This is a genomic window from Terrihabitans aquatilis (assembly GCF_052542005.1).
Window position 1 is genome coordinate 628553 of sequence record NZ_JBOCUO010000002.1, and the last position, 19197, is coordinate 647749.

General features: G+C 64.0%; 20 protein-coding genes and 1 tRNA gene. 8 read left to right on the plus strand and 13 right to left on the minus strand.

The genetic code is table 11. The features are described 5' to 3' along the window. Positions 1-29: 29 nt before the first annotated feature. On the plus strand, positions 30-1313 hold the full coding sequence (locus ACQ6S1_RS09075; RefSeq protein ID WP_445040854.1) for an MgtC/SapB family protein: 1284 nt from the start codon (positions 30-32) through the stop codon (positions 1311-1313). Between the two features lie 21 nt (positions 1314-1334). On the opposite strand, the gene ACQ6S1_RS09080 is transcribed toward ACQ6S1_RS09075, so the two are convergent. Both ACQ6S1_RS09080 and ACQ6S1_RS09085 read right to left on the minus strand, forming a co-directional pair. Continuing rightward, the gene (locus ACQ6S1_RS09080) at positions 1335-2363 is read right to left on the minus strand and encodes a saccharopine dehydrogenase NADP-binding domain-containing protein (RefSeq protein ID WP_445040855.1); all 1029 of its coding nucleotides are present in this window, start codon (positions 2361-2363) and stop codon (positions 1335-1337) included. Between the two features lie 50 nt (positions 2364-2413). After that, entirely contained in the window at positions 2414-2836 is a 423-nt protein-coding gene (locus ACQ6S1_RS09085) for a hypothetical protein (RefSeq protein WP_445040856.1), read from the minus strand. Between the two features lie 149 nt (positions 2837-2985). On the opposite strand from ACQ6S1_RS09085, the gene ACQ6S1_RS09090 reads away from it, so the two are divergent. After that, positions 2986-4056: a type II glyceraldehyde-3-phosphate dehydrogenase gene (locus ACQ6S1_RS09090; RefSeq protein ID WP_445040857.1), complete on the plus strand. Its 1071-nt coding sequence runs from the start codon at positions 2986-2988 to the stop codon at positions 4054-4056. On the opposite strand, the gene ACQ6S1_RS09095 is transcribed toward ACQ6S1_RS09090, so the two are convergent. From ACQ6S1_RS09095 to ACQ6S1_RS09140, 10 genes are all read right to left on the minus strand, one after another. Next, positions 4046-4723: a DUF6629 family protein gene (locus tag ACQ6S1_RS09095; protein ID WP_445040858.1), complete on the minus strand. Its 678-nt coding sequence runs from the start codon at positions 4721-4723 to the stop codon at positions 4046-4048. The two genes, ACQ6S1_RS09090 and ACQ6S1_RS09095, sit on opposite strands and share 11 nt — an antisense overlap. 50 nt (positions 4724-4773) lie before the next feature. Further along, positions 4774-5784, minus strand: a complete 1011-nt coding sequence (locus tag ACQ6S1_RS09100) for a hydroxyacid dehydrogenase (RefSeq protein ID WP_445040859.1) — start codon at positions 5782-5784, stop codon at positions 4774-4776. Further along, a complete protein-coding gene (locus ACQ6S1_RS09105) occupies positions 5781-6443 on the minus strand; it encodes a CBS domain-containing protein (RefSeq protein WP_445040860.1) in 663 nt (220 codons plus the stop codon). Before ACQ6S1_RS09105 ends, ACQ6S1_RS09100 begins: the two co-directional genes overlap by 4 nt. A gap of 17 nt (positions 6444-6460) precedes the next feature. Further along, the gene (glgP, locus tag ACQ6S1_RS09110) at positions 6461-8152 is read right to left on the minus strand and encodes an alpha-glucan family phosphorylase (RefSeq protein ID WP_445040861.1); all 1692 of its coding nucleotides are present in this window, start codon (positions 8150-8152) and stop codon (positions 6461-6463) included. Between the two features lie 156 nt (positions 8153-8308). Continuing rightward, on the minus strand, positions 8309-8512 hold the full coding sequence (locus ACQ6S1_RS09115) for a DUF2934 domain-containing protein (RefSeq protein ID WP_445040862.1): 204 nt from the start codon (positions 8510-8512) through the stop codon (positions 8309-8311). A gap of 124 nt (positions 8513-8636) precedes the next feature. Next, positions 8637-9395 carry a glutaredoxin family protein gene (locus tag ACQ6S1_RS09120; RefSeq protein ID WP_445040863.1) on the minus strand — a complete coding sequence of 253 codons (759 nt, stop codon included), beginning with the start codon at positions 9393-9395 and terminating at the stop codon, positions 8637-8639. Between the two features lie 30 nt (positions 9396-9425). Then, positions 9426-10778, minus strand: coding sequence for an MFS transporter (locus ACQ6S1_RS09125; protein ID WP_445040864.1), 1353 nt, complete (start codon positions 10776-10778; stop codon positions 9426-9428). Positions 10779-10788: 10 nt separating this feature from the next. After that, positions 10789-11253, minus strand: a complete 465-nt coding sequence (locus tag ACQ6S1_RS09130; RefSeq protein ID WP_445040865.1) for a DUF411 domain-containing protein — start codon at positions 11251-11253, stop codon at positions 10789-10791. A gap of 34 nt (positions 11254-11287) precedes the next feature. After that, on the minus strand, positions 11288-11734 hold the full coding sequence (cueR, locus tag ACQ6S1_RS09135; RefSeq protein ID WP_445040866.1) for a Cu(I)-responsive transcriptional regulator: 447 nt from the start codon (positions 11732-11734) through the stop codon (positions 11288-11290). Beyond that, positions 11731-14298: a heavy metal translocating P-type ATPase gene (locus ACQ6S1_RS09140; protein ID WP_445040867.1), complete on the minus strand. Its 2568-nt coding sequence runs from the start codon at positions 14296-14298 to the stop codon at positions 11731-11733. Before ACQ6S1_RS09140 ends, cueR begins: the two co-directional genes overlap by 4 nt. Before the next feature lie 130 nt (positions 14299-14428). Between ACQ6S1_RS09140 and ACQ6S1_RS09145 the strand changes: the two genes are divergently transcribed. Both ACQ6S1_RS09145 and copM read left to right on the plus strand, forming a co-directional pair. Then, positions 14429-14653, plus strand: coding sequence for a heavy-metal-associated domain-containing protein (locus ACQ6S1_RS09145; RefSeq protein WP_445040868.1), 225 nt, complete (start codon positions 14429-14431; stop codon positions 14651-14653). 12 nt (positions 14654-14665) lie between these two features. Continuing rightward, on the plus strand, positions 14666-15070 hold the full coding sequence (copM, locus tag ACQ6S1_RS09150) for a CopM family metallochaperone (protein WP_445040869.1): 405 nt from the start codon (positions 14666-14668) through the stop codon (positions 15068-15070). A gap of 168 nt (positions 15071-15238) precedes the next feature. On the opposite strand, the gene ACQ6S1_RS09155 is transcribed toward copM, so the two are convergent. Next, a tRNA-Leu gene (locus tag ACQ6S1_RS09155) sits at positions 15239-15325 on the minus strand. A gap of 439 nt (positions 15326-15764) precedes the next feature. On the opposite strand from ACQ6S1_RS09155, the gene ACQ6S1_RS09160 reads away from it, so the two are divergent. From ACQ6S1_RS09160 to ACQ6S1_RS09175, 4 genes are read left to right on the plus strand one after another with little or no spacing between them, the layout of a single operon-like run. Continuing rightward, the gene (locus ACQ6S1_RS09160; protein WP_445040870.1) at positions 15765-16319 is read left to right on the plus strand and encodes an OsmC family protein; all 555 of its coding nucleotides are present in this window, start codon (positions 15765-15767) and stop codon (positions 16317-16319) included. 29 nt (positions 16320-16348) lie between these two features. Next, positions 16349-17377, plus strand: coding sequence for an ABC transporter substrate-binding protein (locus tag ACQ6S1_RS09165; RefSeq protein WP_445040871.1), 1029 nt, complete (start codon positions 16349-16351; stop codon positions 17375-17377). After that, a complete protein-coding gene (locus tag ACQ6S1_RS09170; RefSeq protein ID WP_445040872.1) occupies positions 17364-18383 on the plus strand; it encodes an ABC transporter permease in 1020 nt (339 codons plus the stop codon). The genes ACQ6S1_RS09165 and ACQ6S1_RS09170 overlap by 14 nt, the downstream gene beginning before the upstream one ends. Beyond that, on the plus strand, positions 18377-19159 hold the full coding sequence (locus ACQ6S1_RS09175) for an ABC transporter ATP-binding protein (protein ID WP_445040873.1): 783 nt from the start codon (positions 18377-18379) through the stop codon (positions 19157-19159). The genes ACQ6S1_RS09170 and ACQ6S1_RS09175 overlap by 7 nt, the downstream gene beginning before the upstream one ends. Positions 19160-19197: the final 38 nt, after the last annotated feature.

The following is a 19197-nucleotide window of genomic DNA, read 5'->3' on the forward strand; positions in this document are numbered from 1 at the left end:
TTTCGCGCTCGCCCCGGCCGGACCGATTGATGGACACGCTGATCCTCAACCTCGGGCTTGCGCTCGCGATCGGCCTCCTCGTCGGACTCGAGCGCGGCTGGCGAGACCGGGAGACGGCCGAGGGCGGTCGCACGGCGGGCATTCGGACCTACGGGATTTCCGGGCTTCTCGGCGGCGTCACTGCCGCGCTCGCCATCAGTATGGATTCGCCGGCAGTGCTGATCGCGGGGCTTCTCGCCTTCACGGCGGTATTTGCCTGGTATAAGACGCGCGAGGCCCTCCGTGATGAGACGTTCAGCGTCACAGGCATCATCGCTGGGCTCGGCGTGTTCATGCTCGGCGCACTGGCCATCGCCGGGGATCAGCGGGCCGCAGCGGCCGGGGGCGCCGCGCTGGCTGCGATCCTCGCCAGCCGGGACGCGCTCCACGGCCTGCTGCGAAAGTTGTCCTGGGTAGAGCTTCGGTCGGCGATGGTGCTCGCCGTGATGACGGCCATCATCCTGCCGATGCTCCCCGCCCGCGCCATCGATCCCTGGGGCGGTTTCAATCCCTATCAGGTTTGGCTGTTCACGGTCCTGACGGCAGCGATCTCCTTCCTGGGCTACATCGCCGTTCGCCTGTTCGGCACCACTCGCGGTATCCTCGTTGGCGGGCTGGCCGGGGCCGTCGTCTCGTCAACGGCCGTGACCGTTGCGCTAGCACGCACCGCCGCCGGCGGCGCAAACCCTTGGCCGCTCGCTGGCGCGGCAACGCTTGCTGCCGGCGTGTCCGTGCTGCGGGTGACCGGCATAGTCATCATCGTCGCGCCGGCGGTGCTGGGCGTAGCCGGCCTCGCCATCCTTGCCGCTGTCGTCGTCTTTGCCGCGTGCGGCACCTTCTTTCTCATGAGGGGCAGACTGGAGGGCGACGGCGCTCAGGTGCTGCGCAATCCGTTCGACCTGCCAGCTCTGCTGGTTTTCGCTCTCTTCTTCGCCGTCGTCTCGACGATCAGCGCCGTCCTGGCCATGGGAAGCACGAGCGGCATGGTCGTCACGTCAGCGATCTCCGGAATTTTCGAGGTCGACGTCGCCGTGCTGAGCGCGTTGCGCTTGCTTGGTGAGGCCGCGCACCTTGAAGCAGTCGGCCACGCCGTTCTGCTTGCGCTCACCACCAACGCGCTGGGCCGGCTCTTCGTCGCAGCCGCGACAGGTCCCGTGCGCTTCTGGCTTCCGATCGTCTTCGCAACCCTTCTCGCCGGAGCGATCGGCTACGCCGCGTTCCTGACGCTACCCCATTTCGATTGGCCCGGCTCCCCCGGTGTTCTCGGCTCATAGTGGCCGAGTTGGTGAGCCCCTCTAGCGAACGGTGATGGCGACGCCGAAGGCTGCAAGTTCATCAAAAACTGCGTTGGCGTCGACGACCTCGTCGATGTGATGCACGCCCGGCGCCGCCGCTGTGACCAGCAGTCGGCCGATCAAAAAAGCCGCCACTCGGGCGGTTATCACGGCCTCTCGGTGGCCCTCGCATGTCATCGTAACCGACGCCCGCTGGCCATTCAGGCGGCCGAGAACCTCGACGGCAAGCGCGGCCCGATCAGAGCCGACCCGCAATCGCGTAAGGAGTGCTGCAATCGCCCGCTGCGCGCGGGGACGATCCCGCAAGAGCGGGGCTCCACGGAACGCCAGCGTCGTGAAGAAGTCGTGGCCGACCGACAGAAACGTATTGGCGTCCGAGAGACCAAGCGTTCGTCGCACCGCATACTGATCGGAAAAGGGAAATGGATAGGCGACGGAAGCCTTGCGATCGTCGCCAAAGCGGATGTGTGCCGGCGTTCGATCAGGCATCTTGGGATCGCTCGCGTTGCTCAGCGTCCAGAGAATTGCCGCTTCGCCGTGGGCATCACCGAGCCCCAGCAGGACGCCGATCCGCGCCGTTTCGGCGCGATCCATCCGCGCGGCAGCGGACTTGACCATCAGGTTGGTCAGTCCAGGCGCGAAGCCGACCGACACAATCGCGCTGCCGCCGGAAGAACGCGCCAAGCTGTCGAGCGACTCGACACTCTCGATCACAGCCGGATTAGCCGAAATGTCGACGTAGTGCTTCCCCTTCATCAAGACATGCGCCGCGAAGCTGTTGTCGGGCGTATCGATGCACATGACGATGACATCGGACTCGACAACCGCTGGCTCCCAGGTCTCGCTCTTGGCGATGTCGAGGACTGCGAAGCCGCACCCGAGCGCAGCCGCCGCCGTCTCAGCCTTCTCGCGGTTTCGGCCAGCCAGCCGAACTCCCAGGTTCGGCTTTGCAAGCAGCTCCCGAGCAATCAGCTTTCCGACATGCCCGTATCCGCCGACGATCAGGATATGTTTTGTGGCCTTTCCCATGCTTGCCGGCCACCTTCCTCACATCGGCTCAACAGGCCGAGCCACACTGACTATGGCTCGGCCCTCCAGAGCAGAAGTGCAGCGGCGATCAGCGCCACGACGAACATCGACGCGATGAAGATCAGATAATCCCCGCTGATGACGACGTTGCTGTAAGCGAACCGTCCGAAGGCGACGAGGATACCCGCGGCTGTCCCGTAGCGCAGCCATTTGGTGTCCCCTACAAAAGTCGCAAAACCGATCCCGATGATCACGATGCCGAAGCCGGTGATGAACCCACCCCATGTCCGAAAGACGATTCCGAGCCAATCGAGGAACGGCTGCGGCAACGTCGCCGCGTCGATGCCGGTGAACCGGATATCCTCGGGAAGCAATGTGGGACGGATGCCCAGGAAATAGATGCCGGTTCCCAAGGCGAGCACGCCGAGGATCGTAAGGAGGCCGCCTGTTAGGCGGTTCTGTGTCGTTTGCATGCTTGTCTCCAGCAGAAGTTGAGAACTACCGGAGCACCAATGCCGTCACTTCTATTGGTGTCCTTAACCTCGATCAAGGATGCAGCTACGGCAGAAGGGGAGACTCGGCAAAATCTGTCACACATCCTTGCCCAGGGAAGGCAATCGGCATGACTCAGAGCACCCCCATCCGCGTCGCCATCAACGGGTATGGCGTGATCGGAAAACGCGTCGCAGACGCCGTCCTCGCACAGGACGATATGGAGCTGGCAGGAGTGGCCGACATCGTTGCGGATTGGCGCGTCCGCCCGCTCGGGCCGAAAGGGATCGCGCTCTTCGGCGCGACGCAGGAGGACGCCAAGGCGATGACCGATGCCGGCGTGACGGTGACTGGCGTGCTGGACGACCTTCTCGGGCAAGCTGACGTGGTGGTGGATTGCACGCCCAAGCGCATCGCCGCGAAGAATGTCGAGACCTATCGGGCACGCGAACTTAAATTCATCGTCCACGGCGGCGAAAAACACGACGTGACAGGCCACTCGTTCGTTGCAGAAGTATCTTTCGCCAGCGCAATCGGCCGCACAGCGACCCGCGTGGTCTCCTGCAACACCACCTCGATCGTCCGGACCCTCACGGCGCTCAAGACTGCCGGCCTTTTGAAACGGGCGCGCGGGACGCTTCTTCGGCGCGCCACCGATCCTTGGGAAAGCCACGAGGGAGGCATCATGAACACGCTGGTGCCGGAGCCCGAAATCCCAAGCCATCAAGGCCCCGATGCTCAGAGTGTCGATCCTGATCTCGATGTCGTCACGATGGCTGTAAAGGTCCCTCAGACGCTTGCGCACCTGCACTACTGGTCGGTTCAGTTGACGCGGGCGGCGACCAAGGACGAGGTGGTCGACGCGTTTCGCGCCTCCCCCCGTATCGCCCTCATCCGCACGGACGAGGGGCTGACGGCGCTCAACACCGTCAGAAGAACTTATGGCCGATCTCAGCCGCCCGCACGACAGCCTCTACGAGGTCGCCTTGTGGGAGGATATGCTGAAGGTCCAGGGCGACGAGCTGTTCTACGCCTACATGGTCGACAACCAGGCGATCGTCATTCCCGACACAATCGATGCCATCCGCGCGCTTGCGTCACCCGCACCGGAGGCCGCGGATTCGATCGCCCGCACCAACGCCGCGTTGGGCATCGGACGCGGTCTTGTCTGACGCCATCCGGGCGAACGCCTATGCGCTGAGCAAAGCTCTCCGATCCGATCGCTTCCACCAGATCAGCGCTAGCAAGTAGGTCGAGATCAGCGCGCCGCCAAAGCAGAAGACGGAGATGTAGGCGTAGGAGAAGAACAGGTAGGTAACCACGACGACGACGCCTGCCAGCAGTCCGAATACTTTGACGGCGCGATCGCGGACCAGCAAGGGCGGCACGATTACCGCGGCCAGGTAGATCCCGTATGTCACCACCCGCGACACGATAGCATCGAGCAGGTTGATGTCCTCGTATCGAACCGCCCAGGCAAGAAACGACGTCGACAGCCACCCGTCATGCACGAAGTAGGGGACGAACTGGAGGCCACCGAGCATGGCTCCGGCGATCACAAACAACAGGATGATCGCGCTTCGCCCGCCGCTCTCGAGGAAGTAGGCCGACATCGGAATCCAGACCGGCCAGACGATCCAGGCGAAGAACATATAGATGAAGGAATATTGCTCGACATGATGAGCATGCCCGGCAGTTCCGGCGACCCACACCATGCCTTCCGCCGCTTGTTGCAGGCCGAAAAGAAGAGGCAGGATCGCGAGCATCAGATAGCGGCGATCCCCGGTCCACGCCCAGACCGTCGCAACGGCGCCGGAAGGGATGAGGACCGCAGCGGCGGCAAAACTGACCGTGGCGGAAAGGCACATCGCGTCACATCCGGTCGGCTCTCTTGCGCTGGCGGGTGCCGGCCGCCACGCTATCGGCCCTCCACGATGTTGAGGGCGTTTCCCGCAGCGAAGGACCTGATGTTGGCCAGGGTCGTGTCGATGATCCGGCGAAGCGCGTGGTCCGTGTTGTAGGCGTTGTGTGGCGTGACGAGGACGTTTGGAAACCGCAGCAACACATGGTTTGCCACAAGTGCCTTGAGATCAGGGGCATCGAGAAACCGTTGCTGGCGAAATATCTCGGCTTCCTCGCGGATCAAAGGCTCCTGCGGCAAGACATCGAGCCCCGCTGCGCGCAGTTTTCCTTCCGCCAGCGCCCGCACCAGCGCCTCGGTGTCGACAACATTTCCGCGCGACGTGTTGATCAGGATAGCCCCCTGTTTCATCGCCGAGAACGCCGCATCTCCGATGAGCCCGACCGTTTCGGGCAGGGACGGCACGTGGAGGGAAACGACGTCCGCCTGCTCCAGCACCGCGCCCAGCGCGCCATAGGAAAACGCCAGCCTGGACGCAGCCTCATGGTCCTCGTGGCGATCATGGGCGATAACTCTCATGCCGAAGCCATTGGCGATCTCAATGGCGCGACGTCCGATTCGGCCGGTTCCAATCACTCCCATGACCCTGCCGTGAAGCTCGAAGCCGCGAGTTCTCGCCATGGAGAAGCCACCGCGACGGGTATGGTCCACGCTGTCGACGATGTTGCGGGCCAGCGCGAGAAGCAACGCAAAGGCGTGTTCCGCCACAGTGGAATCGCCATAGTCGGGGACGTTGGCCACCATGATCCCTCGGCGCCTGCACGCTCCAAGGTCGATATGGTCAAAGCCTGTCGATCGCGTCGCGACAAGCTTGAGAGCGGGGAGGCTCTCAAGCACTTCGGCATCGATCCTCGAGGCGATAAAGGGACTGACCACCTCCGCGTCGGCATACTCACCGGCCGAGGTTCTGTTCAGCGACTGGCGGGTGCAGCGCACCTCATGGACGGGTCGCAGGCCGGCGCACGCGGCCTCTTCCCAGTCCTCTGCCTCGAACACCGCGATCTTCATTGCTCGACCTCAACTTCAAGCCGGTCATCAAATCCCGGACCTGCAACACTCTCGACGATCAACCGGATTGCATCCCGTTCAGCGGACGATCGCACCGTGCCGGCGACGCGGACGCGCCCTGCGGCAACCTCGACCGAGGGTTGGCGGCTCAGGTAGACCAGGGCGTCTTGAAGGCGGGCCACGATCGCACGACGCGCGGCTTCGTCCCCCTTGACCTCTGGCTCGGGCTTGCCAGCCGCCACGACCTTGAGCAGGTCAGCCCTGCTTACGACGCCAACAAGCCGGCCATCCCGAATGACGGGGAGGCGCTTGATGCGATGAACGCCCAGCAGCATCGCAACCTTATGGACAGGAGTGTCTTCCTCGATCGTGATGACCTGCGGGGACATGACGTCGCCAACCTTCCAGCTCCGGCTCCTGACAAACTCGCGCGCCGCATTATTTTGCGAACCACCGGCGTCGAGGATCAGGCCCGACGTCCCAAGCTCGGTTCTTCGCAACAGATCGCCCTCGGTGATGAGCCCGAGCAACCTGCCCGTGTCGTCTACGACCGGCAAGCCGCTCACGCCTCCGGCGAGCATGATGCGGGCAGCATGCCAAACGCTATGGTCTGGGCTGACCGTCGCCACGTTCCTTGTCATCAGGTCCTTCGCCTGCATCGGAAAGCCCCGTTCCCCTAGCGTGCATATGCCTCGGTCACGTATCGGTTCATCATGCGGTGGCTGTTGAACAGGGGCCCGATCTTGCTGATCGTCTGCTTCATCATCCACACCCACCTTGGCCGATCCTGGTAGTAGAGAGGCAGGACCACATCCTCCAGCTTCGCGTAGAGTGCTGCACCATCACCCGTGCCAGGCGGCGATCCCTCGATCGACCACCCGGTGACGCCGTCGACACAGCCTTCCAGCCACCATCCATCCAGCACGCTCAGGTTCAAAACACCGTTCAAAGCCGCCTTCATCCCGCTCGTGCCCGAAGCTTCGAGAGGAGCCAGGGGCGTGTTGAGCCAGATGTCACATCCAGCCACCAGGGCAGCCGAAAGCCGCATGTCATAGCCGGGAAGGAAGACGATCCGAGCGATGCCGTCGAGACGTTCGATATGCCTGCGAAACGCCGCGATTGCCTTGGCACCCCCTTCGTCCTTGGGATGTGCCAGCCCGGCCAGGACGATCTGAAAGGGGTGTTTGTGCGCGATCGCGATCAACCGCTCGATGTCAGAAAAAACCAGCTCGGGCCGCTTGTAGGCGGTCATCCGGCGGGCATAGCCGATAAGCGGAACGTCGTCGCGCAGTTGCACGCCCGTCTCTTCCGATATGATCGCAAGCAGCTCCGCCTTTGCCTCCTGATGGGCGCTCCAGACCGTGGCGTCATCGAGCTCGTCGGCAAAGGCCAGTGTCTCCGGCTCGTGAGCCCAATTGGGGTATCGGCTGGTGTATAGGTCGCCGAAGGCACGATGCGTCCATGTGTGAACATGCACGCCATTCGTGATCGAAGTGATCTCGTAGCCAGGAAACATCTGGCGAGAAGTCTCTGCATGTCGGCGCGCCACACCGTTCACATAGCTGGAGAGATTCAACGCGAGCTGCGTCATGTTGAGCCGCATTGGACCGGCCAGAGCCTTCAGTGTTTCGAGTTCGACGTAGTCGCCCAGTATGGTCCCCACGAGTTTGTAGTCGAATTTGTCGAAGCCTGCTTCGACAGGCGTGTGCGTCGTGAAAACGCATCGGTCGCGGACAGCGCCGATGTCATATCGCAAGTGGCGTTGGGATGAATCGGCGTCGCTTAGTGATGCCTCCCGCAGAAGCGGCAACGTCAAGAGCGCGGCGTGGCCTTCGTTGAGATGGAACTTGTCGATCTCGAAGCCGAGCGCCCGCAGGATGAGCCGGCCGCCGATCCCCAAGACGATCTCCTGCTTCAGGCGATACGCGTCGTCACCGCCATAGAGAAAATCAGTGATGCCCCGGTCCGCCGGCTCGTTCTCCAGGAGGTCCGTATCAAGCAACAGGACCGGAACAGCGTGGCCGAGCGGACATTCCACTGCATAGAGCCACGGCCGAATCCAGACATCGCGTCCCTCGATCTGCACAGCGACCATCCCTGGAAGCGGCTTGGCCCAATCCGCGGGCGACCAGGGATTGGGGCCGCTTTCCTGTTCGCCCCTTGGCGTCATCGCCTGACGGACATAGCCCTGTCTGCTGAGCAGCGTCACGAAGACCATAGGCAAATCCAGATCAGCGGCCGATCTGGCGGTGTCGCCGGAAAGGACGCCGAGCCCGCCGCTGTAAGTATGGACCTCCGGCCGCAGCGCGATCTCCATCGAGAAGTAGGCGATCCGGGCCCGGCGCACGGAGCGCTCAAAGAATTTCAACTCGTATCCCCTGTTTGATGTGGTTCGCGCACTGACACATGAGTGGCCGACCACACGTGGTCGTGTGCCGGCCACTCGTCGATCCGGGCAGGTCTCACTTCACCCGAACGATTGAACTCGGCGACGGCTTCGCTTCGTCGTTGCAGGCAGCAAGGCTCAGGACTTTTTCCTCGACCCCGCGCCGTTTGCCACTTCCAGCTCGGGCACTGCATCTGCTGCTGTGACCTCGGACTCGGCGCGCAGCCAGTGGTCGAGTTCGCAGTCCGTGGGACACCCCTCGTCCTCCCAGATCTGATACGCCCGCTGCTCGATTCTGAGGTGGACCAGCTCGCCGGCCGCTATCGTTTCGCTGTCTGACATTGCCATCGCTCCATTGTTGGGCATTGCGGAACGACAGAAGGATCACCGGGAAACGCGGGCCGATCGTTGATGCAGGTTAAAGAGATCGAGGCCGAGTATTTCGAGTGAACTTGCCATTTCCCGGCTAAATCCACCCCATGCGCAGCGGCATCCAGATCGCCATGGCGATCATGATCAGGTTTTCCGTCAGCGAGACGAACCCGAGCGGCACGTTGCTGTTGCCGCCCACGCAAGCGCATTTGAGCTTGCGCTTGTCGATGTAGACTGCCTTGAACACCGAAACCGCGCCGACCGTGCCGATGAACAGCGCAACGGGAGACGCGATCCACAGAAGCGTTCCGGCCAGCATCAACACGCCCGCCAGTGTCTCGCCGAAGGGGTAGAAATAGGCGTAGGGAACATAGCGCCGCCCAAGCAGGTCGTAGTTCAGGAACATCGTGGAGAAGCTCTCGACGTCCTGAAGCTTCTGGATGCCGAGCAGGCACATGGCGATCGCGATGAAGAACTCGATCGCGTGAAGGTCGAAGATCGTGCCCAACGCAAACCAGCTTACGGCGAGACCCATCAGGAAAGCCACGCCGAACAGCGCGATCACCGGCTGATAGGTGGTCTCGTCCTTTCCCCGCAGCGGCTTGCCGAAATGCGCGCGGGTCTCGTCGTAGCCGCCGATCCGCTTCCCGCCAATGAAGACCTGCGGCGTAGTCTTCACATCGTGCTCGGCCATGAAGCGGTCGGCCTCTGCGCGCGAGGTGAGCAAGTTGTCCTCGACCGCGAACCCCCGCCGTTCGAGGAACGACTTCGTCTTCAGCCCATATGGGCACAGATGGTCAGTGGTGGAGAGGCGATAGAGGGTCGCCGTTTTCCCGTCGGTGAGAGTTGTCATCTCATCCTCCTGTCGTTGTCGTTCTTGCGGTCAGGGCTTCGGCCAGATCGGATGGTGATCGTCGATGACGAAGGGATGCGCATGGCGGATGGCCGCGTGCCGGTGAGAGTCCCGGGAGCGCGTTGCGATCGGTGGGGCATGATCGGCGCCAGCCTCCAGCGGGTGGCTGTGCTCGATCTCCTCATGGGTGTGCTCGATGATCCCCGGATCGTGGCTGGGCCACAGAACCATGGCCGCAAATGCGCCTGCCGCCGCTCCCGCGCCGAGCACGAGGAAGGCCGCAGTCATGCCGACATTCGCTCCGAGCCAACCGGCGAGCGGATAGGTGACCAGCCAGCCGGCATGGGAGAGGGCGAACTGCGCCGCAAACAGCGACGGCCTGTCTTCCGGATGGGCGGACCGGCGCAGCAGGATGCCGGCCGGTGTCATGATCGCGGACGCGCCGGCGCCGAGCAACGACCACACGGAAAGGATCGTCCACCACGTCGGATGAACCGCCGCGATCACAAGCAGCACCGGCAGGACGGCAGCCCCACCGATCATCACGGCACGCGGAGAGCGGCCGTCGAGCAGCTTCGGCAGGGCGAGCGCAACGGCCATCGAGCCTGCGCCGTAGGCGGCGAAGAACCACGCAACGTCGCCCTCGTCTCCGCCAAAGCCGGCACGGACGATCACGACCGTGTTGACGATCACCATCGCGCCGGAGGCCGCCGCCGCGAAGCTCAGCGCTAGAAGCCCGCGCAGTCGCGGTGTGGCGAAGTAGATCCAGCTCCCTCGCGTTAGCCGCTCCATAAAGGGACGCTGCACCGTCTTCGCGGCAGGCAGGACCACCGAAAGAACCAGCAGGCCGGAGGCGAGAAAGCCGACGGCGTTTCCGACGAACAGCCAATGGAAACTGATGATCGTCAGCGCGAGCGCGGCCAGCAGCGGGCTCAGCAGGGCTTCGAGATCATACGCAAGCCGCGAGAGCGACAGCGCCGAGGTATACTCCTCCTCGTCCGGCAGGATGTCGGGGATCGTCGCTTGGAAGGTGGGCGTGAAGGCGGCGGAGCAGGACTGGAACAGAAAGACCAGCACGTAAATCTGCCAGACCTCGGTGACGAACGGCAGGAGCAGGACCATGCCAGCCCGGACGACGTCGAGGCTCACCAGAAAGCCGCGCCGGGGTAACAGCCCCGCCAGCGCCCCGGCGAAGGGCGAGACGCCCACATAGGCGATCATCTTGATGGCGAGCGCGATGCCGAGAACCTGTCCCGCATGGGCGCCGGCCAGATCATAGGCCAACAGCCCAAGCGCTACCGTGGTCAGGCCAGTTCCGATCAACGAAAGGATCTGTGCGGCGAACAGATTCCGATAGGTGCGGTTGGCGAGGACGGACAACATGAGGCGAGTCTTAGTGGCGGGCGAATACGTCGCGGCCCGACGCGCTGAACAGGATCACCTCGTAGGACTCCGTCTGTCCGCCGACCTCCATGCCCGGAGAGCCGAGGGGCATACCGGGCACCGCAAGGCCGGTCGCGGATGGTCGCTCACGCAGGAGACGAAGCACGTCCTCAGCCGGGACGTGGCCTTCGATCGCATAGCCCTCGACAACGCCGGTGTGGCACGATTGCAGGTCGGCCGGCACGCCGAGCTGCGCCTTGAGAGGCGCGAGATCGTCGATAAGCCTGTCGTTGACCGTGAAGCCGGCCGCGCGCATGTGGTCGATCCAGTCCCCGCAGCAGCCGCAGCTCGGAGAGCGAGCGACGTCAATCACCGGCTGCGCGGCCGCTGCAAGTCCCGGAATGCTGGCGGCTACGGTCGCGCTGAGGCCGATTGCAGCCAGGCCAAGCACCTTTCGCCGTGATAGTTCTGTCATCGTCGATCTCCATTCCCTGTCGGGCGCCTGCTCATCATTGCAGGCGCGTGTCTATCGCTCCGCGCGGGCGCTTCGGCTCTTCATCGGATTCACCGGGGCTTTCGAGGTCGGCAAGGATGGGGCAGTCCGGCCGATTGTCGCCGGCGCAGCAGGACGCCAAGTGCTCCAGCGTCGCAGCCATCTGCTCCATCTCGTCGATCTTGCGTCGCAGGTCCTCGATGCGGGCGAGCGCGATGCGCTTGACGTCTGCGCTTTGCCGGCTGCGATCTCGCCAGAGCCCGAGCAAATCGTTGATCTCCGCGACCGAGAAGCCGAGATCGCGCGAGCGCCGAATGAAGCGCAGCATATGCACGTCGGTCTCGGAGTAGTCCCGGTAACCGGCCACCGTGCGATCGGCCGCCGGGATCAGGCCGGTCTGCTCGTAGTAGCGGATCATTTTCGCGCTGACGCCCGAAGCGCGCGCCGCTTCACCGATGTTCATGCCGCGCTCCTTTCAGTTCCCGTAGGGTCGTTGCCGGTCACGTCCGACGCCGCATTTCGGGCGGCCGGGATCGCTGCGTTGCCCGAAGCTCCCATCGGCGGCTTCCATCCACGCAGGCGCAATGCGTTGCCGAGCACGAAGACCGAGGACAGCGCCATCGCGCCTGCCGCCAGCACCGGCGAGAGCAGGATGCCGAAGGCCGGGTAGAGCACGCCCGCCGCCACCGGGATCAGCGCCGTATTGTAGGCAAAGGCCCAGAACAGGTTCTGCCGAATGTTGCGGATCGTGCCCTTCGACAGCGCGATGGCGTTGGGCACGCCCTTCAGGCTGCCCGACATCAGCACGACGTCGGCCGCCTCGATCGCGATGTCGGTGCCCGTGCCGATGGCGATGCCGACATCGGCTTCGGCCAGCGCCGGCGCGTCGTTGATGCCGTCGCCGACGAAAGCGAGCTTTCCGTGCTGCGCCTTGAGCGCCTTGACCGTCTCGACCTTGCCTTCGGGCAGAACCTCGGCGACCACCTCGTCGATGCCGAGGCGTCTTGCAATGGCGTCTGCGGTGCGGGCGTTGTCGCCGGTGATCATCGCGACCTTGAGGCCGAGATCGTGCAGGGCGGCGATCGCCTGCGGCGTCGTCGTCTTGATCGGATCAGCGACCGCGATGATCGCCGCTAGGCTGCCGCCGATCGCCGCGTAGAGCGGCGACTTGCCCTCGTCGCCGAGCCGAGATGCGGTTTTGGCGAAGATGGAGACATCGAGGCCGAGCTTCTTCATGTAGCGATCGGCGCCGACCTCGATCCGCTCGCCGTCCGCTTCCGCCTTCACGCCGAATCCGGTCACGGATTCGAAGCCCGAGATCGCGGGAATGACCAGCCCTTCGGCCTCGGCCGCCTCGACGATGGCGCGCGCGATCGGATGCTCCGACTTCGCTTCCACCGCCGCGACCTTCGCCAGCACGTCGCTCCGGTCGAAGCCTTCGGCCGCCTCCAGATCCGTCAGGGCCGGCCAGCCTTCGGTCAGGGTGCCGGTCTTGTCGAGCGCCACGACCCTCGCGTCCTTCAGGAGCTGAAGCGCCTCGCCCTTGCGGAACAGCACGCCCATTTCCGCGCCGCGCCCGGTTCCGACCATGATCGAAGTTGGCGTGGCGAGACCCATCGCGCAGGGGCAGGCGATGATGAGGACGGCGACCGCGTTGACCAGCGCGAAGGTAAGAGCCGGCTCTGGTCCGAAGACGAGCCAGACGAGGAAGGTCAGGAAAGCCACGCCGATCACGGCGGGCACGAAATACATGGTCACATTGTCGACCAGCGCCTGGATCGGCAGCTTCGAGCCCTGCGCCTGCTCTACCATGCGGATGATCTGCGAGAGCACCGTCGCGCCGCCCACGGCGGTCGCTGTGAAGGCCAGCGCGCCTTTCTGGTTGACCGTGCCGCCGACGACTTGGCTGCCCGCCGCCTTGGCGACGGGGATCGGCTCGCCGGTGATCATGGATTCATCGATGTAGCTCTCGCCTTCGACCACTTCTCCGTCGACAGGCACGCGCTCACCTGGCCGGACTTCCACCACATCGCCCGGCGCGACCTCACCGATGGCGATCTCGACCGTCCTGCCGTCGCGGCGCACGCGGGCGGTCTTGGCCTGCAAGCCGACGAGGCGCTTGATCGCCTCGGAGGTGCGGCCCTTGGCCCGTGCTTCGAGAAAGCGGCCGAGCAGGATCAGCGTGACGATGACGGCGGCGGCTTCGTAATAGACGTTGATCGTGCCCTCCGGAAGGAGCGAGGGCGAGAAGGTCGCGACCATCGAATAGACGTATGCGGCCATCGTGCCGACCGCGACCAGCGAGTTCATGTCCGGTGCCAAGCGCACGAGGGCGGGAAAGCCCTTCTCATAAAAGCGCACGCCCGGCACAAACAGCACGATGGTCGTCAGAGCGAACTGGAGATACCAATTCCACTGCATGCCGATGGTCGCCATGATGAGATCGTGCGCGCCGGGAATGAGATGGGAGCCCATCTCCAGCACGAAGACCGGCAGCGTCAGCGTCGCGGCCACGATCACATCGCGCTTCAATTCCGCCTGCTCTCGGTCCTTGCGGGCTTCCGTCTCGTCTTCGTGCGGGACACCGTGATCCAGCACCCGCGCCACATAACCGCTCCGTTCGATCGCCCCGATCAGCTCGGCGGCGGCAGCGAGCCCGCGAACCTGAGCGCGCTCTGTGGCGAGATTTACCGTGGCATCCGTCACACCCGGAACCGCCTTCAGCGCACGCTCCACATTGCCGACGCACGACGCGCAGGTCATGCCTTCGACGGAAAGTTCGATCGTCGACGAAGGAACCGCATAGCCTGCCCCTTCGATGGCTGCGACAAGCGCAACGCGGCCAGCCGGAGCGCCGAAAGAGACCTCGGCCTTTTCCGTCGTGAGATTGACGCTGGCAGATTCCACGCCCGGCACAGCCCGCAATGCTTTCTCGACGCGGCCCACGCACGAGGCGCAAGTCATCCCCTCAATAGGGAGAGTGATGTCTTGACGCTTGGCGATGTGGTTTCTCAGCGGCGCGTTCATCGTGCTTCCTTGCAGGCGAAATTCAACATTCGCCGATCAAGGTGGGGCTTCCAACGATGGGAAGGTCAATACGCTTTTTTTATTTTCTGCCCTTGACCTTCCAACGGTGGGAAGCCCCATCTGGAGAGGCATGAGAGACGAACAGGAGGTTCTCATGCAATTCCACATCAAGAATATGTCTTGCGGAGGCTGCGTCCGCAGCGTCACCAAGGCGGTTCAATCCGTCGATCCGGCCGCGACCGTCACCCCGGACCTGCCCAACCGGAACGTGGAGATCACATCCGATCGGCCACGCGAGGCTCTGGAAGCCGCTCTCGCAAATGCTGGCTACCCGGCCGCCCAGGTCAGTCGCTAAAAAGGGTGCGCCATGAACCGGCTCACGCCAATCTTCATCGCTGGAGCGATTGCGGTCGCAGCCGGGCTCGGGGTCGCAGAATCGCAAATCGGCAGAACCGACCACGACGTGCATAGGGATCACGGCGGGCACGCGCCTCAAGCCGCGAGCACACAAACTGACGATGCCGCGGTTCGTGCCTATCGGGAAGCCAACGATCGAATGCACGCCGACATGGCGATCGAATACACCGGCGATGCGGACGTCGACTTCATGCTTGGAATGATTCCCCACCATCAAGGGGCGATCGACATGGCTCGGGTCGTGCTGGAGCACGGAACCGATCCCGAAGTCCGCGCTCTGGCCGAGGAAGTGATCTCCGCGCAGGAAGCCGAGATCGAGATGATGCGAGGATGGCTCGGCGATCGAGGCCACTAGGGCAAAGCGGGCGGACACCTGTTCCGCCCGCTATTCCTGCTTGGTTCGCACCAGGGACTACAGTTGCTCAGAGGGACACCCAAGGGAGGACGAGTTCGACACGATTCAAACGTGGCGCCTCCACATTTAGGGAGCGGCCGAATAGATTTTCTGAGGACCGAAAACTGATGGTGCGGGCGGTCGGACTCGAACCGACATATCCGTGAGGACGGCGGATTTTGAATCCGCTGCGTCTACCAATTCCGCCACGCCCGCACATGGCCGCCGATTCTATCCTATGCGCTTTGCACCTATTCTGCACCTAGCGCCTAATCGGCAGTCCGACCCTCTCAATCACCCTCCGCGTTAGGCCATTGAAAAAACGACGTTTTCAATTCGTCGTGATTTCCTGTGGATTGATAGACAAACCACTTTTTGAGTCCGGCGCGTCTACCAATTCCACCACACCCGCATGCCTGCGGCCCCTCGGGCGGTGAGCCGAGACCGGGCCGGCGGCTGCTATATCGCAACCGGGAAAAGAACGCCAGACGGATGTCGGCCTGCGAATGGCACGCAACGCGTCGGAACACGATATACTTATTACATATGTTGTTTCTTCTTATTTAATTGACACGTTCTGTAGTTTTATGGAGAGTTCGAAGAGGCCGGGTGAATTGCCGGCCGCGAGGCTGCGTTTCGATCCAAGAGGTCGCGAATGTCCACTCTTCCGGAATATCTCCACCAGAAGCGCGCAGCCCTTCAGGCGCGCCGCGAAAAGGCCCACCAGCCGGGCGCCGGTCCCTTTCCCCTGTCGGCGCGGGCCAGCGCGGAAGGACGCAGCGGCGTCCGCCGCATCCGCATTCGCGATTTCCAGGTCATTTCCGACAGCCCGCCCGATTTCGCGGGCTACGATCTCGGCCCCAGTTCACCGGAGCTTCTGCTCGGCGCGTTGTCGAGCTGCCTCACGCACACCTACCTCATCCAGGCCGCGGACCTTGGCATTCCACTCGAGGCCGTGTCGGTCGAGGTCGACGGCCGGATCGATCCGCGCGGCGGCTCGAAGGACTTCGACGCCATCCCCGTCTACCCGCACGATCTGTCCTACCGCGTCACGGTCACCACGGATGTCGAGGACCTGGCCGAGTTGAACGACGCAGTCGCACGCTTCTGTCCCATCCTCAATCTGCTGCGCCGGGCGATCGATATTCCGGGCGAGGTGCGGCGCCTGCCCGCGAGCGGCACGGCGCCTGCCCTCAGCGGCGCCGCGTGAACGCTCTCATCCGATCAAAGGAACACGCCATGGATCACCGCTCACAGCACAATCATCTCTCCCGCCGCGCCCTCATGAAGCTCGCAGGCGCAGCCGGCCTCGGCGCCGCGTTCGGAACCTTCGGGTCCGCGGCCTGGGCCCAGATCGAGCCGCTGAAGGAAAAGCGCACACTCAAGCTGGCTTGGGGCCAGACGGCGGTCTGCCAGGCGCCGATCTCGGTCGGCCTGAAGCAGGGCCTGTTCGAGAAATACAATCTGCAGGTGGAGCCGGTGAACTTCAGCGGCCCGACCGACGCCCTTCTTCAGGCCATCGCCACCGGCCAGGCCGATGGCGGCATCGGCATGGCACTGCGCTGGCTGAAGCCGCTCGAACAGGGCTTCGACGTCGGTCTCACGGTGGGCACCCATGGCGGCTGCATGCGCCTTCTGGCCCCGCCCGAGGCGGGCATCACGAAGATCGAAGACCTGAAGGGCAAATCCATCGCGGTCACGGACCAGGCCAGCCCGGTCCGCAATTTCTTCGCCATCCGCCTCGCCGAGCTCGGCATCGATCCCGACAAGGAAGTGCAATGGCTGCAATATCCGCAGGATCTGTTCGGAGAGGCCCTGCGCAAGGGCGAGGTGCAGGCCATCGCCGGCGACGATCCGCACCTTTATCTCATCCGCGAGCGCGACAAGCTGGTGGAGGTCGCCACCAACCTCGACCACCATTACGCGAATTCCACCTGCTGCGTGTTCGGCCTGCGCGGCAGCCTGATCCGCGACGAGCCGCAGGTCGCGGCCGCCATTTCCCGTGCCATCGTCGATGCGCAGGCCTGGACGGCGGCAAACCCGGACCAGACCGCCGAGGTGTTCGCGCCCTTCGTGCCGGGCAATGTGCCCAAGGAAACGGTGGCCGACATCCTGCGCAGCCACACCCACAATCATCATGCCACAGGGGCCGCGCTGCGCAAGGACGTGGTCCTGTTCACCGAACAGCTCAAGAAGATCAACGTCATCCGACCCAACACCAATTCCGAGCTGTTCGCCCAGAAGATCGTTCCCGATGTCCTCGGCTGACCAGATCGGCCATCCGGCACATGAGTTCGCCGCCCCGTCACACACCGCCACGCCGTTTCTCGTGGCGGGGGCGGCGTCGGTCGCCGCCTGGGCCATCGTCGCGGCAATAGCCCTTCTGCTGCCCGACAAAGTCGTCGGCTTCGCGGAACCGCTCTATGCGCGCGAAACCCATCTCGGCTATGTCGGCTGGGCCGCCTTTCTCGGGCTCTGGACCGCCGTTTCCGCGTTCTGGCCGGCGGCCGGCGTCGCCCTCCGGCGCATCACCCCCTGGCTTGTCGTACTGGCGGCCTTCGTCCTGCTGTGGGAGCTGTTGACGGCAAAAACCGCCTACCTTCCCACACCGTTCTTCGCGCCGCCCTCCGCGCTGGTCGAGGTCTATGTCGGCGATTGGCCGCGCCTGTCCGACAGCCTGCTGAACTCGCTGCGGCTGCTGGCGTTCGGATATCTCTTCGGTGCCATTGCCGGCTTCATCACCGGGGTCGCCATCGGCTGGTCGCGCGGGCTCGGCTATTGGGTCCATCCGGTGCTGCGCTTCCTCGGCCCGGTGCCCTCCACCGCGCTCCTGCCCATGGCGTTCTTCTTCTTTCCGTCCAGCTTCTCGGCGGCCGTCTTCCTCATCGCGCTGGCCACCTGGTTTCCGGTCACCGTGCTCACCTGGTCGGGCGTCTCCAGCGTCGACAAGGCCTATTACGATGTCGCCCGCACGCTTGGCGCGCGCGAGGGCTTCCTCATCTTCAAGGTCGCCATCCCCGCCTCCCTTCCGCACCTCTTCGTCGGCTTGTTCATGGGCCTCGGCGCCTCCTTCTCGGTGCTCGTCGCCGCCGAGATGATGGGCGTGAAATCCGGCCTCGGCTGGTATCTGCAATGGGCGCAGGGCTGGGCCGCCTATTCCAACATGTACGGCGCGCTGTTCGTCATGGCGCTCGTTTTCTCCGGCCTCATCACGCTGCTCTTCAGCGTCCGCGACCGGCTCCTCAGCTGGCAGAAGGACGTGCTGAAATGGTAGCGGCGGAGACCGATACGGCGGTCGGCGTCGACGTCCGCTTCACAGCGGTGCGGCACGCCTTTCATCTGGAGGGGCGCTCGCTGCCGGTTCTCGACGGCATCGATCTCGACATCGCGCCGGGCGAGTTCGTGGCCCTGCTCGGTCCCAGCGGCTGCGGCAAGTCCACCCTCCTGCGCCTTCTCGCCGGGCTCGATCACCCCACCTCCGGCTCCGTACAGGCCGATGGGAGCGAGGTCGTCTCGCCCGATCCGTCCCGCATCGTCGTCTTTCAGGACCCCACGCTCTATCCCTGGCGCACGGTCTGGAAGAACGTCGCGCTCGGCCTCGAGGCGCGCGGTCTGCTGGGCCGCCAGTCCGCCCGCGTCGACGAGGCGCTGAAGCTCGTCGGCCTCACGGGGTTCGAACAGGCCTTTCCGCGCCAATTGTCGGGCGGCATGGCACAGCGCGCGGCCTTTGCCCGGGCGCTCGTCAATGACCCCTCCGTGCTCATCCTCGACGAGCCGCTCGGCAAGCTCGATTCGCTGACGCGCATCACCATGCAGGGCGAACTGGTCGATCTCTGGCGGCAGAAGGGCTTCACCACGCTCCTTGTCACCCACGATGTCGAGGAGGCGTTCTTTCTCGCCCAGCGCGTCATCATCCTCAGCGATCGTCCGGCCCGCATCGTCGCCGAGATCGCCAACGATCTGCCCTATCCCCGGCGGCGCGGCGATCCGCGTCTGAACGAATTGCGCGGCGAGGCGCTCGCCAATCTGGGTCTTGACGCGAGCTGGTAGTTCCGCTGCTTCGTTGGTGAAGACCATCGGAGGGACAT

Coding starts and splice junctions, on each gene's coding strand:
- ACQ6S1_RS09075 (WP_445040854.1), top strand. CDS start 30: ATGGACACGCTGATCCTCAACCTCGGGCTTGCGCTCGCGATCGGCCTC.
- ACQ6S1_RS09080 (WP_445040855.1), bottom strand. CDS start 2,363: ATGGGAAAGGCCACAAAACATATCCTGATCGTCGGCGGATACGGGCAT.
- ACQ6S1_RS09085 (WP_445040856.1), bottom strand. CDS start 2,836: ATGCAAACGACACAGAACCGCCTAACAGGCGGCCTCCTTACGATCCTC.
- ACQ6S1_RS09090 (WP_445040857.1), top strand. CDS start 2,986: ATGACTCAGAGCACCCCCATCCGCGTCGCCATCAACGGGTATGGCGTG.
- ACQ6S1_RS09095 (WP_445040858.1), bottom strand. CDS start 4,723: ATGTGCCTTTCCGCCACGGTCAGTTTTGCCGCCGCTGCGGTCCTCATC.
- ACQ6S1_RS09100 (WP_445040859.1), bottom strand. CDS start 5,784: ATGAAGATCGCGGTGTTCGAGGCAGAGGACTGGGAAGAGGCCGCGTGC.
- ACQ6S1_RS09105 (WP_445040860.1), bottom strand. CDS start 6,443: ATGCAGGCGAAGGACCTGATGACAAGGAACGTGGCGACGGTCAGCCCA.
- ACQ6S1_RS09115 (WP_445040862.1), bottom strand. CDS start 8,512: ATGTCAGACAGCGAAACGATAGCGGCCGGCGAGCTGGTCCACCTCAGA.
- ACQ6S1_RS09120 (WP_445040863.1), bottom strand. CDS start 9,395: ATGACAACTCTCACCGACGGGAAAACGGCGACCCTCTATCGCCTCTCC.
- ACQ6S1_RS09125 (WP_445040864.1), bottom strand. CDS start 10,778: ATGTTGTCCGTCCTCGCCAACCGCACCTATCGGAATCTGTTCGCCGCA.
- ACQ6S1_RS09130 (WP_445040865.1), bottom strand. CDS start 11,253: ATGACAGAACTATCACGGCGAAAGGTGCTTGGCCTGGCTGCAATCGGC.
- cueR (WP_445040866.1), bottom strand. CDS start 11,734: ATGAACATCGGTGAAGCGGCGCGCGCTTCGGGCGTCAGCGCGAAAATG.
- ACQ6S1_RS09140 (WP_445040867.1), bottom strand. CDS start 14,298: ATGAACGCGCCGCTGAGAAACCACATCGCCAAGCGTCAAGACATCACT.
- ACQ6S1_RS09145 (WP_445040868.1), top strand. CDS start 14,429: ATGAGAGACGAACAGGAGGTTCTCATGCAATTCCACATCAAGAATATG.
- copM (WP_445040869.1), top strand. CDS start 14,666: ATGAACCGGCTCACGCCAATCTTCATCGCTGGAGCGATTGCGGTCGCA.
- ACQ6S1_RS09160 (WP_445040870.1), top strand. CDS start 15,765: ATGTCCACTCTTCCGGAATATCTCCACCAGAAGCGCGCAGCCCTTCAG.
- ACQ6S1_RS09165 (WP_445040871.1), top strand. CDS start 16,349: ATGGATCACCGCTCACAGCACAATCATCTCTCCCGCCGCGCCCTCATG.
- ACQ6S1_RS09170 (WP_445040872.1), top strand. CDS start 17,364: ATGTCCTCGGCTGACCAGATCGGCCATCCGGCACATGAGTTCGCCGCC.
- ACQ6S1_RS09175 (WP_445040873.1), top strand. CDS start 18,377: ATGGTAGCGGCGGAGACCGATACGGCGGTCGGCGTCGACGTCCGCTTC.